Here is a 23,156-nt window from a genome sequence, read left to right on the forward strand (position 1 = left end):
CGTGTCCGGCGGTCAGCGGGTGCCGACCGCCGCCCGTACCGCACGACGCGCCATCTGGCAGTCGTCGTGCAGCCGGCGGAGGAGCAGCCGCTGCTCCTCGCCCGCCGCGGGCACCCCGGGTTGTCCCGGACCCGGTGCGCCCGTCGGCGTGGGCTCGCGCATGGTCCGCTGGACCGCGGTCTCGTACCGCCGGATCTCGCGGGTCAGGATCAGCATCAGATTCACCAGGAAGGCGTCCCGGGAGGCCGGGCCCGCGTTCTGGGCGAGCTGGCTGATCTGACGGCGCGCCACCGGGGCGTCGCCGAGCACCGACCAGAGCGTCGCGAGGTCGTAGCCCGGCAGGTACCAGCCGGCGTTGTCCCAGTCCAGCAGCACCGGGCCCGCGGGGGACAGCAGGACGTTGTTCAGCAGGGCGTCACCGTGGCAGAACTGACCCTGCACGTGCGACAGGCCGTGCATCAGCTTCTGCAGATCGCCCAGGTCCCGGTCGGTCAGCAGCCCCAGGTCGTGGTACCGGCCGATCCGTCCCGCGTAGTCCAGCGGCGCGTCGAACAGCCCGGCCGGCGGACGCCAGCGGTTGAGCTGGCAGATCGCGCCGAGCGCGGCCCGTACGTCCGCACGGGGAGGCGCCTCGGCCGGGTGCCGCGTCATGGCCGCGACCCGGCCGGGCATCCGCTCCACGATCAGCGTGCAGTTGTCGGGATCGGCCGCCACCAGCCGCGGCACCCGAACCGGCGGACGATGCCGGACGAATGCGCGGTATGCGCTTATTTCCTGCCGGAACCTTTCCGCCCATCCCGGGGAGTGGTCCAGTAAACACTTGGCCACCGCGGTCATACGGCCGGTCGTGCCGACCAGAAGGACGGCTCTGCCGCTCCGGCGCAGCACCTGCACGGGGTTGAACTCCGGACAGATGCGGTGCACCGAGGCGACCGCGGCGCGCAGCTGGGCGCCCTGGGGCCCGGACAAGTCGAGTCTCCCGCTGAGCGGTTGGGCGCCCGTCCCCTGTGCCCGCCGGGCCCGGCCGCCGGCGAGACCGGGGACCGCCCCCGCGGAGGGAGAGGGGGCGAGATACGGTCCGCTGCCCGTCGGGTGCGGGCGGTGCGGCCGGGTGGGGGCGGTCACGGCGGACGATGCTGCGTACATGGGTGAGACAGATCCCTTCGTGCGCCGACGAGTTTGTGTGCGCTCCCGGCCCGGTGGGGGGAACCCGTGAACGAGCCCCGTGCAGGAGGCCGATCCAGGGTCCCTGTGAAGGGCGCGCACCCTGGGGAATGCGGTCCCGCCACCAGGCCGGGGGCGGCATATCTACAGAACACGGGGCTGCGGGTGGCAGACCATCTGGCGCACCCTGGCGAACCCTGGCGAATGGTCGCAGCCCATGTCACCGGCCGTTACTGTCAACTCAGTCGAGGAACCTGGGGGCTTGACGTGGACAGGCAGCCGAACACCCGTCTCGCGGACCTTTTCGGCCTGGCCGGCTGGTCCAAAGGAGAGCTGGCGAGACTCGTGAACCGGCAGGCGGCGGCCATGGGCCATCCGCAGCTGGCGACCGACACCTCGCGGGTACGGCGCTGGATCGACATGGGGGAGACCCCCCGCGATCCGGTGCCCCAGGTCCTGGCTTCCCTGTTCACCGAGCGCCTCGGCCGTGTCGTAACCATCGAGGACCTCGGGTTCGCAAGAACCGGTCGCTCGGGGAAACGGCAGGCCATGGACGGTCTGCCGTGGGCTCCCGAACGGACCGCCGCGGTCCTCACGGAATTCACGGGAATGGACCTCATGCTCAACCGACGCGGCTTGGTGGGTGCGGGCGCTGCGCTCGCCGCGGGCTCCGCACTCACCGGCGCCATGCACGACTGGCTGCACACCGATCCTGTCCCCGCCGGCGCCCCACGCCACGACGCCCCGTTCGCTTCCGACTCCTTCGACGAATTCGACCAGATCGGCCTCGACCGTTACGAGGCGGCCCCCGTGGGGTCGCAGGAAATCGACGCGCTGGAGCGCTCGGTGGAGGTCTTCCGCGCCTGGGACGCGGCCCGCGGCGGCGGGCTCCAGCGCAAGGCCGTGGTGGGCCAGCTCAACGAGGTGGGCGGCATGCTCGCCTACCGCCACCCCGACCACCTCCAGCGCAGGCTCTGGGGGGTGGCCGCCAACCTGGCGGTGCTGGCCGGCTGGATGTCCCATGACGTGGGCCTGGAGCCCACCGCCCAGAAGTACTTCATCATCGCCGCGCACGCGGCCCGGGAGGGCGGCGACCGCCCGCGGGCCGGGGAGGCGCTCTCCCGGGCCGCCCGTCAGATGGTCCATCTGGGCCGCCCCGACGACGCGCTGGACCTGATGAAGCTGGCCAAGTCCGGCTCCGGCGAGGAGACCCTGCCGCGCACCCGCGCCATGCTGCACACCGTCGAGGCATGGGCCCAGGCGTCCAAGGGGCACGGCCAGGCGATGCGGCGCACACTGGGTGAGGCGGAGGAGCTGTTCGTCTCGGACAAGGGCGACGTCCCGCCGCCGTGCTGGATGCAGATGTTCGACGAGGCGGACCTGCACGGCATGCAGGCGCTGGCCTTCCGCACCCTCGCCGATCACGACCCGTCCGCCGCGAAGATCGCCCAACACCACGCCAAGAAGGCACTTGAGCTGCGCGAAGGCGGCCGCCAACGGTCGCAGATCTTCGACTACATCTCCATGGCGTCGGCCTGCTTCATCGGCGACGACCCCGAACAGGCCGACCGCTACGCCCGGCTCGCGCTGGTGTCCATCGGCGAGAACTCCTCCCACCGGACCTGGGACCGGCTCCGCGAAATGTTCCGTCTCACGGGGCAGTACGCGAACTACGCCAAGATCCAGGACCTGCGCGAGGAGATCCAGCATGTCCTGCCGAGGGCGAAGCCCAAGACCAAGGGGTCCGGGCTCGGACCGGGACTCGGATCGGCACTCGACAAGAACTTCTCGGTCTGAAGCGCCCTACGAGAGCTCCGGCACCGCTCGGGCCGGAGACACCCGAGGTGACGGGCAGTCATGTCCCGGTGTGCGGACGGACATCCGTATGCCCACCACGGCACATGGCGAGCCGTCACACCTCAAGGAACTGTCGTCTCTTGCCACCACGGACGGGCTCCGACCGCATGCCGTCGGGGCGGCCGGCATCGGATGCGCCGGACCGCCCTCAGCTGACGTGCCCGGTGTCAGTCGCCGACCCTGGCGACCAGCACGCAGGCGTCGTCCTCCCGTTCGGCGCTGCCGAACTCCTCGACGACGATGCGGACGGTGTCCTGTGCACTGCGGGCCGCGGCGAACCGCGGCGCCAGGGCGAGGAGCCGCTCGGCACCCTCATGGGCGGCCCCGGCATCGTGCGAACGGCGGGGGACAAGGCCGTCGGTGTGCAGGATCAACAGGTCGCCCGGCTCCAGTCGCTCGGTGTGCTGGGTGTAGGCCGCACCTGAGGTCGCCCCCAGCAGCACGCCCTCGGGCGGATCCAGCGCGCGCCCCGTGCCGCCGCGGAACAGCAGCGGTGCGGGGTGCCCCGCCTGAGCCCACTCCAGCGTGCGGGTCACCGGGTCGAACCGGCCGCACACCGCGCTCCCGAGCGCCGGCTGGGCGGCGGTGTCCAGGAGCTGGTTGAGGAACGCCATCAGCGGCCCCGGCCGGTGTCCGGCGACGGCCATACCGCGCAGCGCGCCGAGCACCATCGCCATCCCGGACGTGGCGGTGACGCCGTGCCCGGTGAGGTCGCCGACGCTCAACAGCGTTGTCCCGTCGGGGAGTTGCAGCGCGTCGTACCAGTCGCCGCCGATCAGTGCGCTGGTGCCGGACGGCAGGTAGTGCCCGGCCAGATCCAGGGCGACCGGGCCGCCCTGCGGGAACCGCAGGGAGCCGCGCCACGGCGGCAGCACGGCCTCCTGCAGCTCGACCGCAAGCCGGTGCTCGGTCTGCGCGATCTGCCGCTCGCGGTGCAGCGAGTCACGGGTCTCGCGCACCGCCTGCTGGCTCCGGCGCAGCTCGCTGACGTCGCGCAGCACGGCCCACATGCACGCGGTGCTGCCGTCGGCGTCGAGCACCGGCTCGCCCACCATGTGCACCGTGCGCAGACTCGCGTCCGGCCGCACGATGCGGAACTCGCCGTCGATCGGCCGGCCGTCCACCAGGCAGTCGGTGACCATCGCGGCCAGCCCCTCCTGGTCCTCCGCGAGGACCAGCGACGGCAGCTCGTCCAGGGTCAGCGGGCCCTCGGAGGGGTCCCGGCCGAAGATGGCGAACAGCTCGTCGGACCAGCTGACCTCGTCGGTGAGCAGGTTCCACTCCGCGCTGCCCACCCGGCGCAGCAGGGCGCCGCGCTCGTGCGGTGCCGGCTCGGGCGGGGCCGGCGGCAGCTCGTCGACCGGATCCGGGGCGTCGTCACTCTCGGTGGGCAGGCCCTCTCTCAGCTGATCGAGATGGCCCCCGAGGTCGTCGAGGTGGTGCACGGCGAGGTCGCACAGCGCCCGCTGCCAGCGCAGCTGCGGGTCGGTGGCGAGGCCGGTGTCCACTGCGGACTCCCGGCGCACCGCGTCGAGACCGCCGCGCAGGCGGCGCGCCTGCGTGATGAGGGCCTCGACCGTGTCGCGCTCGGGAGGCCGGTCGGCTGGGTGGTCCGCGAAGAGGGGGGACGGCATGACGTACTCCGTGATCAGGCGGCGCCGGGCTGAAGGGCCGGTTACGACTGTTGCACAGGCAGCGACCCTGCGTAAGGGATTTGGCACTACCCGATACGGTGGTGCACCTGGCATATGCCACTGGCTGCCCCCTGGCATACCGGCCGGGACCTGCGGAATGACAGCTTCCAGGCTAGGCTTCGGCCGCCGCACTGCATGCATTCCCGCCGATTCCACAGGGTTGACGAGGGATACCGTGCATACGGCCCGTGATCACCGGCAAGAATGCCGGTCAGCGGAAATCCCGTTGCCAGCCTGTCCCCCGCACCGGATGCTGACCTCATGTTCGATCCAGACATAGCGCCCAGTGGCACCCTGCTCGGCCTCCTTCAGCGAGGCCGCGGCGACGGGACCCTGCATGCCCTCGCGGCGCCGCGGGCCGAGGCGCTCGCGGCACTCAACGACTGCGTGCTGCGCGACCCCCGGCGCGACTGGCAGGTGGAGAACCGCTCGCTGTACTACGCCCGCCTGTACATGCAGCTCGACGGCGGCCTGGAGGAGATCGAACGCCACCTCTTCCACCCCGACGACCTCGTGGACACGGGGGAGGAGCGCACCGGCCTCGCCCTCGCCGTCCTCGGCCACCTCGCCGCGTACGGCAGGGACGCCGCCCGACTGCTGCTGCGCAGCTACGCCGCGGCCGGCAGCAACTGGCGCTGGGCCCTGGACGAGCTCGCTCTGCGTGACGACGACGCCGGGCTGATGACCCTCGCCCCCGCCGTGCTCGCCCGCTTCCCCGCGACCGAGCAGGGCGAGGCCGAGCTGGCCGCCGCCGTCCGGGACGCCTTCGAGCCCCGCCCGTGGCGGCTGTGGGCCGAGGACCCCCGTTACGGCGCCCGCCTGTCCGCCGCCGGGGAGCAGGGCTCCTTCGACCGCTGGCAGCGGCAGCTGCGGCCCCGCGGGCCACGCCCCGGCTGGAGCGTGACCGAGGTCCTGCAGTGGGCCCAGGAAGGGCACGACGCGGAGCCCGCGGAGCACCGGCACCTCGCCGCGGCCCGGTGCCTGGGCGCCCTGGCCGCCCCCGAGGACCGCCCCGAGCTGCTGCGGGCCGCCCGCAGCGGACCGGACGCGGCCCGTGCGGCCGCGCTCCACCACCTCGCCGAACGCGGCGATCCCGACGCCCTCGACCTGATCGAGGACGCGGCCACCTGCCCCTTCTCCTCCGAGCCGCTGGTCTCCGCGGCGCTCGCGTCCTTCGAGCGGATGCGCAGCGTCGCCGCCGTCGAGCGGGCCCGCGGCTGGGCGCCGCGCGCGGACCGGCTGGGTGCGTCCGCCGCCGCGGTCCTCGCCCGCCGCGGCGCGCAGCGGGACGCCGAGCTGGTGCTGGCCGCGCTGCGCCGCACGGTCCGTGCGGAGGGTCCGGACACGGACGGCCTGTGGGAGCTGGTCGACGGCGCCGGCCGCCTCGGCGTCGCCTGCGCGGCCCCCGTACTGCGGCACGTCTACCGCGAGACCTCCTCCTCCCACCTCCGCGGCCGGGCCGCCGCCGCGCTCGCCGCCACGGACCCGGGCTTCGCAGCCGGCTTCGCCGTCGAGTGCCTCTGGGACTGCGAGGAGACCACCCGCGAGCTGGCCGCCCGGCACGCGGCCACCGGCGACGTCCGGGTCGTCGAACAACTCCGCCGGCTCGCCGCCGACCCGGCCGAGGAGGCCGAGGTACAGACGGCCGTCCGCAGCAGATTCGGACCGGACGCCTCGGCGGTGTGACCGGACGCCCCGACGGGGGAGGGTGGCCGGGGCGGGTCCCCCAGGGGGGAGGGGAACGCATCCCGTAGGGGGTGCGGGCGCCCCTTGCGGGCCTCAACGTGGCGGGGGGCGGGGGGAATTCCCGGGATGCCGCACCTGATCGGGACTGATCGCCGGTGACCGGAAGTCGGCAGGCCCCGGCCCCGGCCTCGGCCCCGGCCAGGGCCTGTGGCGAAGGTTCCGTAGGGAGGGGTGTCCGCAGTGGCAGATCTCGACGGCACACGGCACACGGCACACGGCACACGGCACACGGCACACGGCACACGGCACACGGCACACGGCGCACGGCACACGGCGCTCGGCGCTCGGCGCTCGGCGCTCGGGTGTCGGAGGGCGTTCCGGCGGCGCCGGGCATCCCGGCGTCACGAGACGGGCCTTTCCCTGTCAGTGCCGTCGAGTAGGTTCTGTCCGTTCGGCCCGAGAGGCGGGCCGAACGGACAGGGGGACTCGTCGCTGTGAGCATCCATATGCACATGCGCGCCGTCGCGGAATCCGAGATCCGGGACGACCACACCTGGCTTGCGGCGTTCATGTCCGAGGCGTGGGGCAACCACCCCGACGAGTACGCAGCCGGTATCGCCGTCTCGATCGACAAGGTCTGGGGTGGCGTCAATGACCTCTACGCCGCTGCCGAGGTCCTCGACGCGGATGCCGCCAAGTCCTGGGAGCTGCCGATTTACGGCGGGCGCCCCGTGGCCCACAGCGCCGATGCCGACCCCTCCAACCCGCCCCTGCGGGTTCTGGAACCGCCTGGGGTGTCACAGGCCGCAGGCTTCCTCACGCGTGTCTCCTTCGACGAGCTGTGGAACGTCGCCGGCGCCGGGCTCGTCTGGTCCGGTTGGGACGAGGCGGAGGTCAGGCAGGAGTTCCTCGACCATCACAGCTGCCTCCAGAAGTTCTACGGGCAGGCGGCTACGGCAGGCCACGCCGTGGTCAGGGTGGTGTGGGCCTGAGGCGTGGTCGTGTGCCGGTCACAGCCCTTCGTTGAGGGCGGCGACCAGCATTGTCGCCGCGTAGCGAACAGCACGTTCGTCGTATCGCGTGGCGACGGCCCGGTGCGTGAAGATTCGCTTACGTCAGCTCTCCTCGCCCGGCGCGTCAAGAGCGTCGCATGTTCAAGATCCACTTTTGGCGCACGCGCTAGGGCTGCTTGTTCCGTGGGTGGTTCTGGTCGTCGGCGAAGGAGAGGCCCTCGGCCCGCAGGGCGGCGTGCAGGATGTTCAGGGCTTTGGGGCCCATGCCGTGCAGCCGGCGCAGTTCGGTCTCGCTGGCGCCGGCCAGCTGGGAGAGGCGCAGATAGCCGGCTCGTTCCAGTGCCCGGCGGGCCGGGGCGCCGATCCGCGGGGGGAGGCCGTCCGAGGGTTCGCCCGTCTCCGCGTCGTCCGCCGTCACGGGGCCCTCCTCGCCGTCCGTCCGCCACGCCCCGCCTTCAGCCTGACACCTCCGCGGCGGCGCCGCGCGCAGGGGAACGCTCATGGGACGTTCTCCGGCTGGAAAGATCCCCTTGGCTCCCTGAACGCACGGCACGCCGACAACAGCGGTATGCGTGTCGTCATCGTCACCGAATCCTTCCCGCCCGACGTCAACGGCGTCGCCCACTGCGCCCTGGAAACCGCCCGGCACCTCGTACGGCGCGGGCACGAGCCGCTCGTCATCGCACCACTCGGTGGCGGCGCGCCCGGCGCCGCGACGTGGGAGAGCCCCTGCCCCGTCGTCCGGGTGCCCTCGATGCCGCTGCCCGGATACCCGCAGGTGCGGATCGCGCTCCCCGGGCGCCGGCTCTCCGGGGCGCTCGCCGAGCACCGTCCCGACCTGGTGCACCTCGCCAGCCCCTTCGTCCTCGGCGCGCGCGGCATGGCGGCCGCGGCCCGGCGCCGGGTGCCCGCGATCGCCGTCTACCAGACCGATCTGGGCCGCTACGCCCGTACCTACCTGGGAGGCGGCGCGGCCACCGCCTGGCGGCGCATCCGGGCGGTGCACGCGGCCGCCGACCGCACCCTCGCGCCCTCCAGCGCGGCGCTGCTGGACCTGAGCGAGCACGGGGTGCCGCGGGTCCACCTCTGGCCGCGCGGCGTCGCCTCCCGGCGGTTCCACCCGGGGCGGCGGGACCCGGTGCTGCGCAGTTCGCTGGCCGCGGGGCGGGAGTTGCTGGTGGGGTACGTGGGGCGGCTGGCGCCGGAGAAGGACGTCCGGCTGCTGGCCGAGACCTCCCGGCTCCCCGGCGTGCGCACCGTCGTCATCGGTGACGGACCCAGCGCCGCCGGGCTGCGCGCCGCGCTGCCCGAGGTCCGCTTCCTCGGCCGCCGCACCGGCGACGAACTCGCCCGGCTCCACGCCTCGTTGGACGTCTTCGTGCACACCGGACCGTACGAGACCTTCTGCCAGACCGTGCAGGAGGCGATGGCCTCCGGCGTGCCGGTGGTCGCGCCGCGGGCCGGCGGACCGGTCGACCTGGTCGACCACGGGCGTACCGGCCTGCTGGTGACACCCGGCGACGGCGGCGCCTTCCGGGACGCGGTGCGCTTCCTCGGGGGCAGTGCGGAGCTGCGCGCACGCTACGGCGCCGCGGCCCGCCGGGCCGTCGCCGACCGCACCTGGGAGGCGGTCGGCGACCAGCTCCTGGGCCACTACGAGGCCGTGCTCGCCGACCGGACGGCGGTGGCGGCATGAACCGGCGGGAAGGGGCCGGCGCGGGCCTGCGGATCGTACGGATCGCCAACTTCGTCACCCCGGCCTCCGGCGGGCTGCGCACCGCCCTGCGGGAGCTCGGCGCCGGCTACCGGGCCGCCGGGCACGAGCCGGTGCTGATCGTGCCCGGGCCGCCGGGCCGCACCGGAACCGGCGGCGCGGGCGGGATACGCGACGAACTCACCGCGCAGGGACGGGTGATCACCCTGCCCGGCCCGGAGCTGCCCGGCAGCGGCGGCTACCGCATGCTGACCGACCGGCGGCAGCTGGAGCGCCTGCTGGCGGCGCTCGCCCCCGACCGGCTGGAGGTCTCCGACCGCACGACGCTGCGCTGGACCGGCGAGTGGGCCCGCCGGGCCCGGGTGCCCGCGGTGATGGTCTCGCACGAGAGCGTCGACGGGGTGCTGCGCACCTGGGGCGTGCCCCAACCGCTCGCGCGGGCCGCCGCCGACCGGCTCAACCGCCGTACCGCGCACGCCTACAGCCGGGTGGTGTGCACGACCGAGTGGGCGGCGGCGGAGTTCACCCGGGCCGGCGCGCGCAACGTCGTACGGGCGCCGCTCGGCGTCGACCTCGACGCCTGGCACCCGGACTGCCGCAGCGCGGAACTGCGCCGCCGCTGCGCGGGACGGGCCGAACACCTGCTGCTGATGTGCTCCCGGCTGTCGCAGGAGAAGCGGCCCGGGCGGGCGCTGGACGCCCTGGCCGAGCTGCGCCGGCGCGGCGTCGACGCGGCGCTGGTGGTGGTCGGTGACGGGCCGCTGCGGTCCCGTCTGGAGGCCCGGGCACGCACCGAGCGGCTGCCCGCGGCGTTCCTCGGACACCTCGCCGACCGCAGCCGGGTCGCCGCGCTCCAGGCCAGCGCCGACCTCGCGCTGGCGCCCGGACCGGCCGAGACGTTCGGGCTGGCCGCCCTGGAGGCGCTGGCCTGCGGCACCCCGGTGGTCGCCAGCGCGGCCTCGGCGCTGGCCGGACTCGTCGGCAGCGGCGGCGACACCGCGCTGGACGACGGGCCCTCCTTCGCCGACGCCGTTCAACGGGTGCTCGCGCGGCCCGGGCCCGCGCGGCGCGGCGCCGCCCGCCGGCGCGCGGAGGGCTACGGCTGGCAGCCGGCCGTCGACGCGTTCCTCGCGGCGCACGACGCGCCCGTGGCGCTCGGCCGGCCGGTTGCCGCGCCGGTCCCGCCGCACCCGGCGAGCCCCCGGAGCGGGCGGTGACCACGGCGTCCGAGGGGGTGGCCGCACCCGGCTCCGGGACGGCCGGCGGCTCCGCCGCGGTCCCGTACCGCTTCGTCGCGCTCGGCGACTCGCTGACCGAGGGGCTCGGCGATCCCGTACGGGGCGGCGGCTGGCGTGGCTGGGCGGCGCTGCTCGCCGACGCGCTCGGCGAGCGGCCCGGCGGCGTCGCGCTGGTCAACCTGGCGCGGAGCGGGGCGCTGGCGGCGGACGTCGCCGAGCGGCAGCTGCCGGCCGCGCGCGAGCTGTCGCCGCGCTATGTCTCGCTGGTCGTCGGCGCCAACGACACCCTGCGGGACGCCTTCGCCATCGAGCGCGTCGCGGCCGCCCTGGACCTGGCACACGGCGCGCTGAGCGCCGACGGGGCCGTGGTGCTGACCGCGTGCCTGCCCGATCCGGGACGGATGCTGGGGCTGCCCGCGCCGCTGGCCCGCCCCCTGGCGCGCCGGATGCGGGCCGTCAACACCGTCGTGCACGCCGTCTCCGCCCGCTACGGGGGCGTGCACCTGCACCTCGCCGACCACCCCTGGGTCGGCGAGCGCGACGCGTGGAGCGTGGACCGGCTGCACCCCAGCGAGCGCGGCCACCGGCTGCTTGCCCGCGCCTTCCACGCGGCGCTCGCCGACACCGGCCTGCCCGTCGGGCGGCCGCCCGCCCTCACCCTCGACGGCCGGCCCCCGAGCCGGGCCGCGTCCGCCCTGTGGATGGCGACCAGGGGCACGCGCTGGGTCGCGGCCCGGTGCACGGATCTGCTGCCCGGCCTGCTCGCCCTGGCCGTCAAGGAGTGCCGGCACGGTCTCGCGGGCACCGGACGGCTGCTGGACGCCGCCGCCGACCACGCCACCCGCGGCGCGCTCACCGCACTGGGCACGGAGCGCCGGCCGACGGACCCCGCCCCCGCGCCGGCCGCCGCCACCGCGCCGGGCGCGGACCGTCTGCCGAAAGACGCCGCCACCGCGCCGGGCGCTGCGACAATGACAGGATGACGACCGGACGCTGGGAGTTCTGGATCGACCGCGGCGGCACCTTCACGGACGTCGTCGGCCGGCGCCCGGACGGGCGGCTGGTCACCGGCAAGCTGCTCTCCCAGCACCCCGAGCGCTACCGGGACGCGGCGGTGGCCGGCATCCGGATGATGCTGGGGCTCGGCCCCGACGAACCGGTGCCCGCCGAGCGGGTCTCCGTCGTCAAGATGGGCACCACCGTCGCCACCAACGCTCTCCTGGAACGCACGGGCGAACCCACCGTGCTGCTGATCACCGAGGGCTTCCGGGACGCGCTGCGGATCGCGTACCAGAACCGGCCGCGGATCTTCGACCGGCACATCGTGCTGCCCGAGGCGCTCTACGACCGGGTGATCGAGGTGCCGGAGCGGATCGGCGCGCACGGCGAACCGGTCCGGCCGCTGGACGCCGACCGGGTCCGCGAGGCGCTGCTGCGGGCCCGGGCCGACGGGCTGCGCAGCGCCGCCGTCGTCCTGCTGCACGGCTACCGCCACGCCGACCACGAGCGGGCCGTCGCCGAGCTGGCCCGGCGCGCCGGCTTCGCGCAGGTCAGCTGCTCGCACGAGGTCAGCCCGCTGATGAAGCTGGTGCCGCGCGGCGACACCACCGTCGTCGACGCCTACCTCTCCCCGATCCTGCGCCGCTACGTCGACGAGATCGCCGCCCAACTCCCCGGCATCCGGCTGATGTTCATGCAGTCCAACGGCGGGCTGCGGCAGGCCGAGCACTTCCGCGGCAAGGACGCCGTGCTGTCCGGGCCGGCCGGCGGCGTCGTCGGCATGGTCCGCACTGCCGCCGAGGCCGGCGACGGCCACGACCGGGTGATCGGCTTCGACATGGGCGGCACCTCCACCGACGTCTCGCACTACGCCGGCGAGTTCGAGCGGGTCTTCGGCAACGAGGTCGCCGGCGTGCGGATGCGCGCCCCCATGATGAACATCCACACCGTCGCGGCGGGCGGCGGCTCCGTCCTGCACTTCGACGGCCGCCGCTACCGGGTCGGCCCCGACTCGGCCGGCGCCGACCCCGGACCGGCCTGCTACCGGCGCGGCGGCCCGCTCACCGTCACCGACGCCAATGTGATGCTCGGCCGCATCCAGCCCGCCCACTTCCCCGCGGTGTTCGGGCCGGACGGCGACCTGCCGCTGGACGACCGGACGGTCCGCGAACGGTTCACCGAGCTGGCCGCCCGGGCCGCCGCCGAGACCGGCGACGACCGCGGCCCCGAGGAGGTCGCCGCCGGGTTCCTGGAGATCGCGGTCCTCAACATGGCCAACGCGGTCAAGAAGATCTCCGTCCAGCGCGGCCACGACATCACCCGCTACGCCCTCACCAGCTTCGGCGGCGCCGGCGGCCAGCACTCCTGCGCGGTCGCCGACGCCCTGGGCATCGACACGGTCCTGGTGCCGCCGCTGGCCGGGGTGCTCTCCGCGTACGGCATCGGCGTCGCCGACGCCACCGCGATGCGCGAACAGGCCGTCGAGGCGGAGTTCACCGACCCCGCGGCCGTCGACCGGGTCCACGAGGTGTGCCGCACGCTCGCCGGGCAGACCCGCGGTGAACTCCTCGACGACGGGGTGCCGGACGCCTCGGTCACCACCCGCGCCCGGGTGCTGGTCCGCTACGCCGGCACCGACGCCACGCTCGGCGTGCCGCTCGCGGACGCCGACACCATGGCCGCCGCGTTCGAGGACGCGCACCGCGAGCGCTACGCCTTCACCATGGACAAGCCGCTGGTCGCCGAGGCGGTCTCGGTCGAGGCGCGGGGCGAGGCCGGCGGCGCCCGCGGCTACGAGGTGCCCTCCGGCGACCGGCAGGGCGAGCTGCGGCCCGCGGCGACGGTCCGGATGCACGCCGGCGGCCGCTGGCGCGACACCGGCCTCTACCGGCGCACCGACCTGCGCCCCGGCGACACCCTCACCGGCCCGGCGGTCATCGCCGAGGAGGACGCGACCACGGTCCTCGACCCCGACTGGCAGGCGGCCATGGGCGACCGCGGCCACCTCGTGCTGACCCGCACCCGGCCGCGCACCGGCCGGGTCGCGGTGGGCACCGAGGCCGACCCGGTGATGCTGGAGGTCTTCAACAGCCTCTTCATGGCCATCGCCGAGCAGATGGGCGTCCGCCTGGAGAACACCGCACTCTCCGTCAACATCAAGGAGCGCCTCGACTTCTCCTGCGCGCTCTTCGACGCCGACGGCAACCTGATCGCCAACGCCCCGCACATCCCGGTGCACCTGGGCTCCATGGGGGAGTCCATCAAGGAGGTGCTCAGGAGGCGCCGCGACGACATGCGGCCGGGCGATGTGTACGCGGTCAACGACCCGTACCACGGCGGCACCCACCTGCCGGACGTCACGGTCGTCACACCCGTGTTCACCACCGAGGGCGACGAACTGCTCTTCCTGGTGGCCTCGCGCGGCCACCACGCCGAGATCGGCGGCATCACGCCCGGCTCGATGCCCGCCTTCAGCCGGACCATCGAGGAGGAGGGAGTCCTCTTCGACAACTGGCTGCTGGTCCGCGACGGGAAACTGCGCGAGCGGGAGACCCGCGCCCTGCTCGCCGCCGGCCCGTACCCTTCCCGCGCGCCGGACGCCAACCTCGCCGACCTGCGCGCCCAGATCGCCGCCAACGAGAAGGGCATCCACGAACTCCGCCGGATGACCGAGCAGTTCGGCCTGGACGTGGTGCGCGCCTACATGGGCCACGTCCAGGACAACGCCGAGGAGTCCGTACGCCGGATCCTCGCCCGGCTGTCCGACGGCAGCTGCCGCTACGAGACCGACAGCGGCGCGGAGATCCACGTCGCGCTGACCGTCGACCGCGCCGCCCGCAGCGCGGTGCTGGACTTCGCGGGCACCTCCCCGCAGACGCCGGGCAACGCCAACGCGCCCAGCTCGGTGGTGATGGCGGCCGTGCTGTACGTCTTCCGCACGCTGGTCGGCGAGGACATCCCGCTCAACAGCGGCTGCCTCAAGCCCCTCCAGGTCCGCATCCCGGAGGGCTCGATGCTCGCCCCCGCCTACCCGGCGGCCACCGTCGCGGGCAACGTGGAGACCTCCCAGGCGGTCACCGGCGCCCTCTATGCCGCGCTCGGCGTCCAGGCGGAGGGCTCCGGCACGATGAACAACCTGACCTTCGGCAACGACCGGGTGCAGTACTACGAGACCGTCGCCAGCGGCTCGGGCGCCGGAGACGGCTTCGACGGGGCGGACGCCGTGCAGACCCACATGACCAACTCCCGGCTGACCGACCCCGAAGTGCTGGAGTGGCGCTACCCCGTCCGCGTCGACAGCTTCGCCATCCGGGCCGGCAGCGGCGGCCGCGGCCGCTGGCGCGGCGGCTGCGGCGTCGAACGCCGGCTGCGCTTCCTGGAGCCGATGACCCTCGCCCTGCTGACCAACCACCGCCGGGTCCCGCCGTACGGCATGGCGGGCGGTGCCCCGGGAGCGCTCGGCGCCAACTCCCTGGAACGGGCCGACGGTACGCGCGAGGAACTGCGGGGCTGCGACACCGCGGAGGCGGACGTGGACGACGTCCTGGTGGTGCGCACACCGGGCGGCGGGGGGTACGGGGCGCCGGACTCCCCCTAGATGAATGAGTCCGATGTTCCTGCTGGCCGCGACCATGGCGAAGGGCGCCCGTTGGCTCGTGTGTGACTACCAGCCTGGACGCCCTTCTGGCGGCACTGTACGTGTTCATCGACGACCACGTGGTCCCTTGTCGCCGGATTGGGCGACCTCCGAAACTGACAGACGCCGAACTGCTGTGCCTGGCCGTCGCCCAAGTCCTGCTCGGGTTTCCCTCTGCCCGGCACTGGGTCCGCTTCGCCCACGCCAGACTGGGACACCTCTTTCGCTACCTGCCCCAGCAATCCGCCTACAACAAGCGTCTGAACGCGGCCGGACCGCTGATTTCCCAGGTGATCGAAGCACTGGCCCGCCAGGTCCCTACCTGGCACGACGACCTGCGCCTGATCGACTCCACCCCGCTGCCCTGCGCTGCCTCGCGCGAGACCGTCAAACGCTCCGATCTGGCCGGACATGCCGGCTACGGCTACTGCCGCAGCCACTCCCGCTTCTTCTGGGGATTGCGGCTCTACCTGGTCACCACCGCCGAAGGCATGCCCGTCACCTGGTGCCTGGCCAACCCCAAGCTCGGCGAACGGGAAGTGATGACCGCCCTGCTGGAACGCGACCACCACCTCATCCGAGCTGGGCAGGTGGTCCTGGCCGACAAGGGTTTCGCGAGCAAGGGGTTCGAAGCCTTCCTCACCGAGCGACTCGGCGTTCACCTGGTGCGGCCGGACCGCAAGGACGAGCCGGTCCGGCACGGGAAGATCACCCGTGTCCGTCAGTGGATCGAGGCCGTCTTCGGCACCCTCAAAGGCCAGCTCAGCCTCGAACAGCACGGAGCAAGAACCCCGATCGGAGTCTTCGCCCGCACCGGCCAACGACTCCTCGCCCTGGCAGCCTGCATCTGGCACAACTGGACCACCAACGCCAAGATCAAACGATCCCTGATCGCCTACGACCACTAAGAACATCGGACTCAACCATCTAGTGGGTGTCTCTCCGATCATCGGATCGTTGGTCCGGTCGTGAGCCACGCGCGCCGCGGCCGGATCGCCCCGTACTCAGTTCGCCCCGCCGAGGGCCGTCGGCGAATCGGCGTCGTGCAGCAGCATCCGCGGCGTGCCCGAGCCGTCGGCCGGCACCCGCCAGACGTCGGCGCGGCCGTGCCCGCTGGGCAGGGCGTAGGCCACGGTGCGCCCGTCGAGCCAGGCCGCCTGGTCGTCCACCGACCGCGTCTCGGCCAGGGGCGTGACCCGGTTCGTGGCCACATCGAGGACGGAGAGCCGCCAGCCGTGGGAGGGCTGGTCGTCACGGGCCGATTTGAAGGCGATACGGCTCCCGTCAGGGGACAGCGAGGGGCACTCGACGTTCGCGCGGAGCGCGCGCAGGGTGCGGTGCGCGAGGTCGCCGCGGACCAGATAACGGTGCCCCCCGGTGGACAGGGTCGCGTAGAAGTGCCGGTCATCAGAGGCGAAGGTGACGCCCCAGATGTTGAGGTCGACGGCGGTGTAGGGCTTGCCGTGCAGGGTGACGTGCCAGTCCTCCAGCGTCGGCACGAGCCGCTGCGTACGGGTGTCGAGGATGCCGGCCCGGGTGGAGAAGCGGCCGCCGTTGTAGGAGTCACCGGCGACGAAGACCGTCCAGGCGACCATACGGCCACTGGGTGACACCCGGGCCCGGTTGGGCACCCCGACCAGCGGAAGGGTCCGCCGTACCTTCAAGTGGCGGTCCATCACGGCGAGTTCGTAGGTCTTGAGGTCGCCGTCCAGGCGCAGGCACAGGGCGGTGCCGCCGGACGCGTGGACCCGGGCGCAGGTGACCGGTGAGGTGAGGCGCCGTCCCCCGGGCCGGTCGGCGCTGACGGAGATCAGATGGTCGCGGCTGCCGGGGGCCGTGCTGCGGGCGATGATCCGCGGGCCGGGGGCGACGGACACCGAGGAGACCGCACCGGCGGCCGCGGTGGGCCGGGCGGCATGGCGGATCGCCAGCGTAGCCAGGACGGCGAGGACGACGGTGGCCACGGACACCAGGAGCACGGGGTGACGCCGGGTCATACGGTGACCTCCTCGACTCGGGGGCGGGCCAGGGCGCCCGCGGTGAGCGCGATGGCGAGCAGTACGGCGCAGGCGGCCGCAGCGGTGGCGGGGCCGGCGCTCCACTGTGACCAGGCGGCACCGAACGCGACGGACGAGCCGAAGTAGGCCAGCGCCTGGACGGTCTGCACCAACGCCATCCCGGTGGTGCGCAGTTCGGGCGGCAGGACGGGGCCGGCGAGTGCCATGAGGACGCCGTCGGTGGCGGCGTAGAAGGTGCCGTAGCAGCAGAGGGTGAGGACGGTGGCGGCCGTGCCGGTCAGCGGGGAGCACAGCAGCACGTAGACGGCGAAGAGCATGCCGTAGCCGCACATCAGCATGGCCTTGCGGCCGATGCGGTCGGCGAGGGCCCCCAGCGGGGCGGCGAGCAGGAGGTAGACGAGATTGGTACCGACGGCGAACAGCGGGAACCAGCCCGCGGGCACGCTCTGTCGGTGCATCAGCTGGAGGTAGACGAAGCCGTCGCCGATGGTGACGAGTCCCAGCAGGCCGGCCGCGTACGCCAGCCGGCGGACGCCGCGCCGGCGCAGCAGGTCACCGACGGCGCGGGGGCTGACGGTGCGGGTGGTGGGCCGCGCCGCGCGGTGGTCGCGGGCGAATGCCAGCAGGACGACGACGGCCAGGGCGGCGATGCAGAAGCTGGTGATGAAGATCGCGTCGAAGGCGCGGGGTGAGGCCGCCCCGATGAGCGAGAGCAGGCCCAGGGCGACGAGCGGGCCGGCGAACGCGCCCGCGCTGTCCATGGCCCGGTGCAGGCCGAAGGCGCGGCCCAGCGCTGTCTCGGGGACCGAGAGGGAGATCAGCGCGTCGCGCGGCGCGCTCCGCAGCCCCTTCCCGGTCCGGTCGCCGACGATGACCGCGCCGAGCGCTCCCACCGAGGACCCGGCTGCCACCAGCCCGAGTTTGGCGAGCGCCGAGATGCCGTATCCCGCGGCGGCGACCGCCTTGCGGCGCAGGGTGAGGTCGGCGACATAGCCGCCCACCAGGCGCAGCAGGGCGGTGGCGCCGGTGTAGAGCCCGTCCATCAGACCGTAGGCGGCCGGGCTCATCTGGAGGATGAGGACGAAGTAGAGGGGTAGTACGGCGGTGACCATCTCCGCGGAGATGTCGGTGATCAGGCTGACGGCGCCCAGCGCCAGAACGTTGCGCCCGATGGCCGCGAAGGCGGGACGCAGTGCGGTGTCCGCGCCGTCCTTCGGTGCTCGGTCGATGCTGGACAGGTACACGGTCGAAGTCGCCGCCTTTCGTGTGGTTCGGTCTGCTGCAACTGGTCCCACTGATCCATCAGGTCCATCTGTCCGTCCGGCCCGCCCGGCCCGGGGCCGCCGCCGGGTCACGACGGCGGCGGCCCCGGGCCGGCATCAGGTCACTCCGCGGCCCAGATGTCGCTGAGAGGCGCCTTGTCCGCCGCGCCGCCGAGCGCCGGCAGCCCGTACATGTCCTCCAGCGTGCGCAGGACGCTGTAGTGGTTGATCTGCTGCTTCGACTCGTAGCCGGCCTTCACGTGCGCGCCCACGAACGAGGTGTAGATCTGGTTGACCGAGGTGTAGTTGTCCTCGTCGAAGGTCATCACCAGCAGGCTGTTGTGGGTCTTGGCCCACTGCGCGTAGTTGTCGAGGTGGTCCTTGAGCCAGGAGTCCCCGGTCCCCACCGAGCAGTCGTGCATGTCGTGGCACATGTCGGGCACCACGAACGACACCGTCGGCAGCTTGCTGTAATCCGTGGGGAAACTGGAGTACGGCAGGTGGTGAGCGGAGTCGCCGACCGTGGGGAAGTCTGCCCAGGGGGCGTGCTTACGGCGGTAGTTGCCGCTCTTGCAGCCGGTGTAGCCGGCTTCAGGCAGGCCCTCCGAGTACGCCTTGAAGGACTTGCCCGCGTCGATGAGCTGCTGACCGAGATTGCCCTTGGAGAAGGCGTTCGGGCAGCTGTCGTCGTCGACGCCCTGCATCGAGCCGGAGAACAGACCGATGTAGTTGGGCTGGCTGGGGTGGGTCAGGCCGAACGAGTTGACGGACAGGGCGCCCTGCTTGGCGAGCGAGTTGAGGTAGGGCGCCGAGGAACTGCCCTTTATGGACGTGTAGTTCTTGTTCTCGAACGGTACGACCACGATGTGGTCGTACCGCGGCAGCGAGGCGTTCGCCGCCGTGACGGAGGCGGCTGTCGTCGTGCGCCTGCCGCTGTGCTCGTCCGGTTCGGACGCGAAGGCGCTGGCGGCCACCAGTGTCAGGGCCACCGCGGCGGCCGTGGTGGCGAGGTGGGCGAAACGCATGAGGTACCTCCTGAGGGCGGGACGGAATGTGCGGTGGAGCCGTGGGGGGTGGGGGAGTGACGCATGAGCGGGGCGGTGGCCCCAGAGGGACGGCAGGCGTTACGGCGCGCCCAGGCCGCCGGTGAAGAGCAGCCGGTTGGGGCTGCCGCTGCCGGCGTCGGAGACCTTGCCTTTCGTGGCGTTGTCGAGGAGTGCCTGGTGCACCTCCGCCGGGGAGGCGTCCGGGTGCGCGGAGAGGTAGAGGGCGGCCGCGCCGGTCACATGCGGTGCGGCCATCGAGGTGCCGGTGAGGCTGTGGGTGTCCGTGTCCCCCGTGTTCCAGGCCGAGACGATGCCTGTTCCTGGGGCGAAGAGGTCGGTGCAGGAGCCGTAGTTGGAGTCGGATCGGCGCCGGTCGTCGGACATGGCGTTGTTGACGACGAGGGCGGGGGCGATGTCGCCGGGAGAGTTGTTGCAGGCGTCGGCGCCGTCGTTGCCCGAGGAGACGACCCAGGTGACCCCGGAGGCGATGGACTTCTTGATCGCGCTGTCCTCGCTGCTGTTCTTGCTGCCGTTGATGCTCATATTGACCACGGCGGGCCTGTGGGCGTGGGCGGTGATCCAGTCGGCGGCCGCGATGATCGATGACGAGGAGCCCTTGCCGCTGCAGTTCAGAGCGCGCACGGACACCAGCTTGACCCCCTTGGCCACGCCGTAGTCCTTACCGCCGATGGTGCCGGCGACATGGGTGCCGTGACCGGCGCAGTCCTGTCCGTTCTGCCCGTCGCCCACCTCGTCGGCCCCGACGGAGGCCCGGCCCTGGAACTGGCTGTGGGAGGTGCGGATACCGGTGTCGACGACATACGCCGTGACGTTGCCCGCCGTCGTGGCGTACGAGTAGCTCTTGTCCAGCGGCAGGGCCGCCTGGTCCACCCGGTCGAGCCCCCACGACGGCGGGTTGCTCTGGACAGCGGAGGCACGGACCTCGACGTCCTGCTCCACGTAGGCGACACCGGGATCGGCCGCCACCCGGCGCGCCTGATCGGCGCTCATCGCGGCCGCGTAGCCCTTGAGCACCGTCCCGTAGGTCTGCCGGACGGCGCCGCCGTGCGCCTTCACGAGGCGGGCGCTCTCGTCCCGCACAGAGCGGGCGGACAACGTGCTGTCCTTGAGCACGACGACGTACCGGCCGGGAAGGGCATGGTCGGAGGTGCGGACGGCGGGAACGGACGGCGCGTCCTCCGCATAGGACACGTATCCGGCGAGCAGGGGGGCCGCTGTCGAGAGGGCGACGACCGTGGCGAGCCTTGATATGTGCAGGGGCACAGCTACTCCAAGGGGGATGCGGGTGCCCGGAAAACGCGGGCACCCTTTGGTGTACCGGCCGCTCAAGGGCAGTGGCGGCACAGTTGTGTCAGTGGCACAGGTGCGCAACCCGCATCCGGCGCCGCATCCCCTCGGGCCGGGAGGCCGTCAGATCCACTCCTTGCGGGCGGCGTGCAGGGCGAGTTGGAACCGGCTGGTGGCACCGGCGAGTTGGTAGAGCCGCTCCGTGTGCCGGGAGAGGGTGCGGCGGCTGATGCCCAGCAGCTGCGCGATGGTGTCGTCGGTGACCCCCGTCCCCATCAGCTCCAGGATGCGGCGCTGGACCGGGCGCAGCGCGGGCGGCACCTGTTGGCTGAGGTGCATGGGGTGGCCGGAGCGCCAGGCCGTCTCGAACAGCCCCAGGAGCGCGGTCAGCAGGCTCGACGGTCGCACCAGAAGCAGCGCCTCATTGGATTCCGCCTCGACGGACGACATCGAGACGATCGCCAGCCGCCGGTCGAAGACGGTGAGTTTGACCGGGACCGTCGACAGCACCCGGGCTTGTTCCCCGGCGGCAATACACGGTTCGATATTGACCGCGTAGTAGGTACCGTTCTGGACTGCGGAGCTGGAATACACCACGCGGTACTCCACACCCCGTCCGAGGTTTTCCACCTCTACGTCATTCGCCCCGCCGTCCGTGTGATACGGCGGGGAATCGAAGCGGACCACTTCAGACTCGACCGCTTTCTCGAACTGCCAGATGCGATCCACGATCTGTGGTCCGGTCACCACTTCCACGAGATCGTCGGTGGTCTGCGCACCCGTGCAGCGCCGATAGGCGCGGTAGGCGTGCAACGCGGCCAGCTGGGCCTCCCGGACCTCGGCCGACCGGATGTGCACGAGGCGGTCCAGCGCGATGCTGGGCTCCGTGGGAGACAGCGGGGCGGCACCGTCGGCACCGCCGGCGACCACCAGCCCCAGGTCGATCAGCCGCCCGACGGCTTCCTCCACCTCCGCCCGCTCCCACCCCAGCAGCTCCCCGAGATTCCCGGCATTGCTCCGCCCGGCCTGCAACAGCGCCTGGAACAACTCGGCTTCCCGCTGCGCCACCCCGAGATCCCTGAGATATGCCGACAAATCCCTGTCATTCACATGACCCCCCGCGGTAACGGACTTCGATTGACGAACAGGCCGCGACGGCCGTCATCGTGGCACGCGACAATCGACTGTCAAGTTGAATGAGCAATTAATTCCAAAGAGCCACAGAAAGGATTTCTTTCGGCGCGGACCGACGTCAGCGGGTATCGCCCCGAGTGCCCCAAAAATCCATGAGGAGAGGGGGGCTGACGGTAAGGCGGCTGCGCCCTTCAGGGAACGGCAAATGGGCCGGCGAGACAGGTGGCGGCGACCGTCACCACCCTCCTCGGCGGCACCCGGAAGAAGCTGCACCGCACCCTATGACCCGGAGCGCCGCGCCACTGCTTGAGGCGGTTGATGCAGCGTTCGACAGTGTTCCGCTGCTTGTGGTCGCGCGAGGGTCTCAAAGGTGTGGCGGTGATCGGCCCACGGCCTGCCCCGGACCGGATCGGCTGGCATGAGCGGCTCGATCCGGCCCCATATCGCATCAGTGCTCACCAATCGTACGGACACATCCGATCAACTGACCAATCCGTCAAAGAGACACCGCCTAAAGGGTGTTGCAGAAGGCTCAGTCTTGGGCATTTTGCCTGTGTGGGTGGGGTGTTGCGGGCTGAGTCGTTGTGGGTGGAGACGTTCACGGGCTTGCGCATGGACAGGTTTGCCAAGCTGGTGAAGGTGGTCCGTGAACGGGGTGGGAACGGGCCCGGTGGAGGCCGGCCGTGGTGTCTGCCGCTGGCAGACCGCGTTCTGCTGGTGGCGGTGTACTACCGCACCAACCTCACAATGCGGCAGCTCGCCCCGCTCTTCGGCGTCTCTTCAGCGACCGTCTGCCGTGTCATTCAGCGGCTGCGGCCGTTGCTTGCGCTGGAGCCGGCACCGCGGCCGGTGGCAGATGTCGAACGGTTGTGGATCGTGGACGGCACCTTGATCCCGGTCCGTGACCGGCAGGTGGGGGCCTCGTCGCGCAACTACCGGTTCTCGGCGAACGTGCAGTTCATCATCGACGCCGACACCCGCCTGGTCGTCGCCTCGGCCCGGCCCGCGCCGGGCAACAAGGCCGACGCCCACGTCTGGCGCGCGTCGGATCTGCCGGCCGCGGCGGCCGGGACGACGGTGATCGCGGATGGCGCCTACCTGGGCACCGGGCTGATCGTCCCGCACCGCAGAAGGCCCGGGCGCCCCCTCCTGCGCGGGCAGGAGGAGGACAACGCCGAACACCGACGGGTCAGGGCCCGCGTCGAGCACACTTTCGCCCGGATGAAGAACTGGAAGATCCTTCGCGACTGCCGCCAGAGGGGCGACGGCCTCCACCACGCCGTCCAGGCCATCGCCACCATGCACAACCTCGCCCTCGCCGGGTGAACCAGCAGGTCAAGGACCCAACCCACGCTGCCCGAGCCGAACCTTCTGCAACACCCTTTA

17 protein-coding genes and 1 pseudogene are annotated in these 23,156 nt (G+C 72.6%); 9 read left to right on the forward strand and 9 right to left on the reverse strand.

The features are described 5' to 3' along the window. Positions 1–12: 12 nt before the first annotated feature. The gene (locus tag SL103_RS13465; protein WP_079145723.1) at positions 13–1,146 is read right to left on the reverse strand and encodes an aminoglycoside phosphotransferase family protein; all 1,134 of its coding nucleotides are present in this window, start codon (positions 1,144–1,146) and stop codon (positions 13–15) included. A gap of 285 nt (positions 1,147–1,431) precedes the next feature. Between SL103_RS13465 and SL103_RS13470 the strand changes: the two genes are divergently transcribed. Then, the gene (locus SL103_RS13470) at positions 1,432–2,961 is read left to right on the forward strand and encodes a DNA-binding protein NsdB (protein ID WP_069569087.1); all 1,530 of its coding nucleotides are present in this window, start codon (positions 1,432–1,434) and stop codon (positions 2,959–2,961) included. Between the two features lie 227 nt (positions 2,962–3,188). On the opposite strand, the gene SL103_RS13475 is transcribed toward SL103_RS13470, so the two are convergent. Beyond that, the gene (locus tag SL103_RS13475; RefSeq protein WP_069569088.1) at positions 3,189–4,655 is read right to left on the reverse strand and encodes a PP2C family protein-serine/threonine phosphatase; all 1,467 of its coding nucleotides are present in this window, start codon (positions 4,653–4,655) and stop codon (positions 3,189–3,191) included. 321 nt (positions 4,656–4,976) lie between these two features. Here SL103_RS13475 and SL103_RS13480 point away from each other — a divergent pair, with 321 nt between their 5' ends. Both SL103_RS13480 and SL103_RS13485 read left to right on the forward strand, forming a co-directional pair. Continuing rightward, the gene (locus SL103_RS13480) at positions 4,977–6,401 is read left to right on the forward strand and encodes a hypothetical protein (RefSeq protein ID WP_069569089.1); all 1,425 of its coding nucleotides are present in this window, start codon (positions 4,977–4,979) and stop codon (positions 6,399–6,401) included. Between the two features lie 494 nt (positions 6,402–6,895). Then, entirely contained in the window at positions 6,896–7,393 is a 498-nt protein-coding gene (locus tag SL103_RS13485; protein WP_069569090.1) for a DUF1877 family protein, read from the forward strand. 187 nt (positions 7,394–7,580) lie between these two features. Here the strand turns inward: SL103_RS13485 and SL103_RS13490 are convergent, their stop codons facing one another. Next, entirely contained in the window at positions 7,581–7,832 is a 252-nt protein-coding gene (locus SL103_RS13490) for a hypothetical protein (protein WP_069569091.1), read from the reverse strand. A 150-nt stretch (positions 7,833–7,982) separates the two neighbouring features. Here SL103_RS13490 and SL103_RS13495 point away from each other — a divergent pair, with 150 nt between their 5' ends. The 5 genes from SL103_RS13495 to SL103_RS13515 all read left to right on the forward strand — a co-directional run bounded on the left by SL103_RS13495 (position 7,983) and on the right by SL103_RS13515 (position 15,910). Then, positions 7,983–9,110, forward strand: coding sequence for a glycosyltransferase family 4 protein (locus SL103_RS13495; RefSeq protein WP_069569092.1), 1,128 nt, complete (start codon positions 7,983–7,985; stop codon positions 9,108–9,110). Then, the gene (locus SL103_RS13500; RefSeq protein WP_069569093.1) at positions 9,107–10,345 is read left to right on the forward strand and encodes a glycosyltransferase; all 1,239 of its coding nucleotides are present in this window, start codon (positions 9,107–9,109) and stop codon (positions 10,343–10,345) included. Before SL103_RS13495 ends, SL103_RS13500 begins: the two co-directional genes overlap by 4 nt. A gap of 17 nt (positions 10,346–10,362) precedes the next feature. Then, complete coding sequence (locus tag SL103_RS13505) at positions 10,363–11,349, forward strand: SGNH/GDSL hydrolase family protein (RefSeq protein ID WP_079146223.1); 987 nt, start codon at positions 10,363–10,365, stop codon at positions 11,347–11,349. After that, entirely contained in the window at positions 11,346–14,963 is a 3,618-nt protein-coding gene (locus SL103_RS13510; RefSeq protein ID WP_069569094.1) for a hydantoinase B/oxoprolinase family protein, read from the forward strand. Before SL103_RS13505 ends, SL103_RS13510 begins: the two co-directional genes overlap by 4 nt. A 62-nt stretch (positions 14,964–15,025) precedes the next feature. Further along, positions 15,026–15,910, forward strand: a complete 885-nt coding sequence (locus SL103_RS13515) for an IS982 family transposase (RefSeq protein ID WP_069569095.1) — start codon at positions 15,026–15,028, stop codon at positions 15,908–15,910. Positions 15,911–16,006: 96 nt separating this feature from the next. On the opposite strand, the gene SL103_RS13520 is transcribed toward SL103_RS13515, so the two are convergent. From SL103_RS13520 to SL103_RS38335, 6 genes and pseudogenes are all read right to left on the reverse strand, one after another. Further along, positions 16,007–16,999, reverse strand: a complete 993-nt coding sequence (locus SL103_RS13520; protein ID WP_069569096.1) for a PD40 domain-containing protein — start codon at positions 16,997–16,999, stop codon at positions 16,007–16,009. Continuing rightward, a complete protein-coding gene (locus SL103_RS13525) occupies positions 16,996–18,264 on the reverse strand; it encodes an MFS transporter (protein WP_069569097.1) in 1,269 nt (422 codons plus the stop codon). The genes SL103_RS13520 and SL103_RS13525 overlap by 4 nt, the downstream gene beginning before the upstream one ends. A gap of 140 nt (positions 18,265–18,404) precedes the next feature. Then, complete coding sequence (locus SL103_RS13530) at positions 18,405–19,307, reverse strand: alkaline phosphatase family protein (RefSeq protein ID WP_069569098.1); 903 nt, start codon at positions 19,305–19,307, stop codon at positions 18,405–18,407. A 99-nt stretch (positions 19,308–19,406) separates the two neighbouring features. Continuing rightward, positions 19,407–20,612, reverse strand: a complete 1,206-nt coding sequence (locus SL103_RS13535) for a S8 family peptidase (protein WP_244303905.1) — start codon at positions 20,610–20,612, stop codon at positions 19,407–19,409. Between the two features lie 147 nt (positions 20,613–20,759). Next, the gene (locus SL103_RS13540) at positions 20,760–21,746 is read right to left on the reverse strand and encodes a helix-turn-helix transcriptional regulator (protein WP_069569099.1); all 987 of its coding nucleotides are present in this window, start codon (positions 21,744–21,746) and stop codon (positions 20,760–20,762) included. Positions 21,747–22,124: 378 nt separating this feature from the next. Continuing rightward, positions 22,125–22,244: pseudogene (locus SL103_RS38335) on the reverse strand (transposase); the annotation flags it as partial. 81 nt (positions 22,245–22,325) lie between these two features. Here SL103_RS38335 and SL103_RS13545 point away from each other — a divergent pair. After that, positions 22,326–23,096 (forward strand): IS5/IS1182 family transposase, encoded by a 771-nt coding sequence (locus tag SL103_RS13545; protein WP_069569100.1) that lies wholly within the window; start codon positions 22,326–22,328, stop codon positions 23,094–23,096. Positions 23,097–23,156 lie beyond the last annotated feature (60 nt).

This window comes from Streptomyces lydicus (assembly GCF_001729485.1).
In the GTDB taxonomy this organism is placed as follows: domain Bacteria; phylum Actinomycetota; class Actinomycetes; order Streptomycetales; family Streptomycetaceae; genus Streptomyces; species Streptomyces lydicus_D.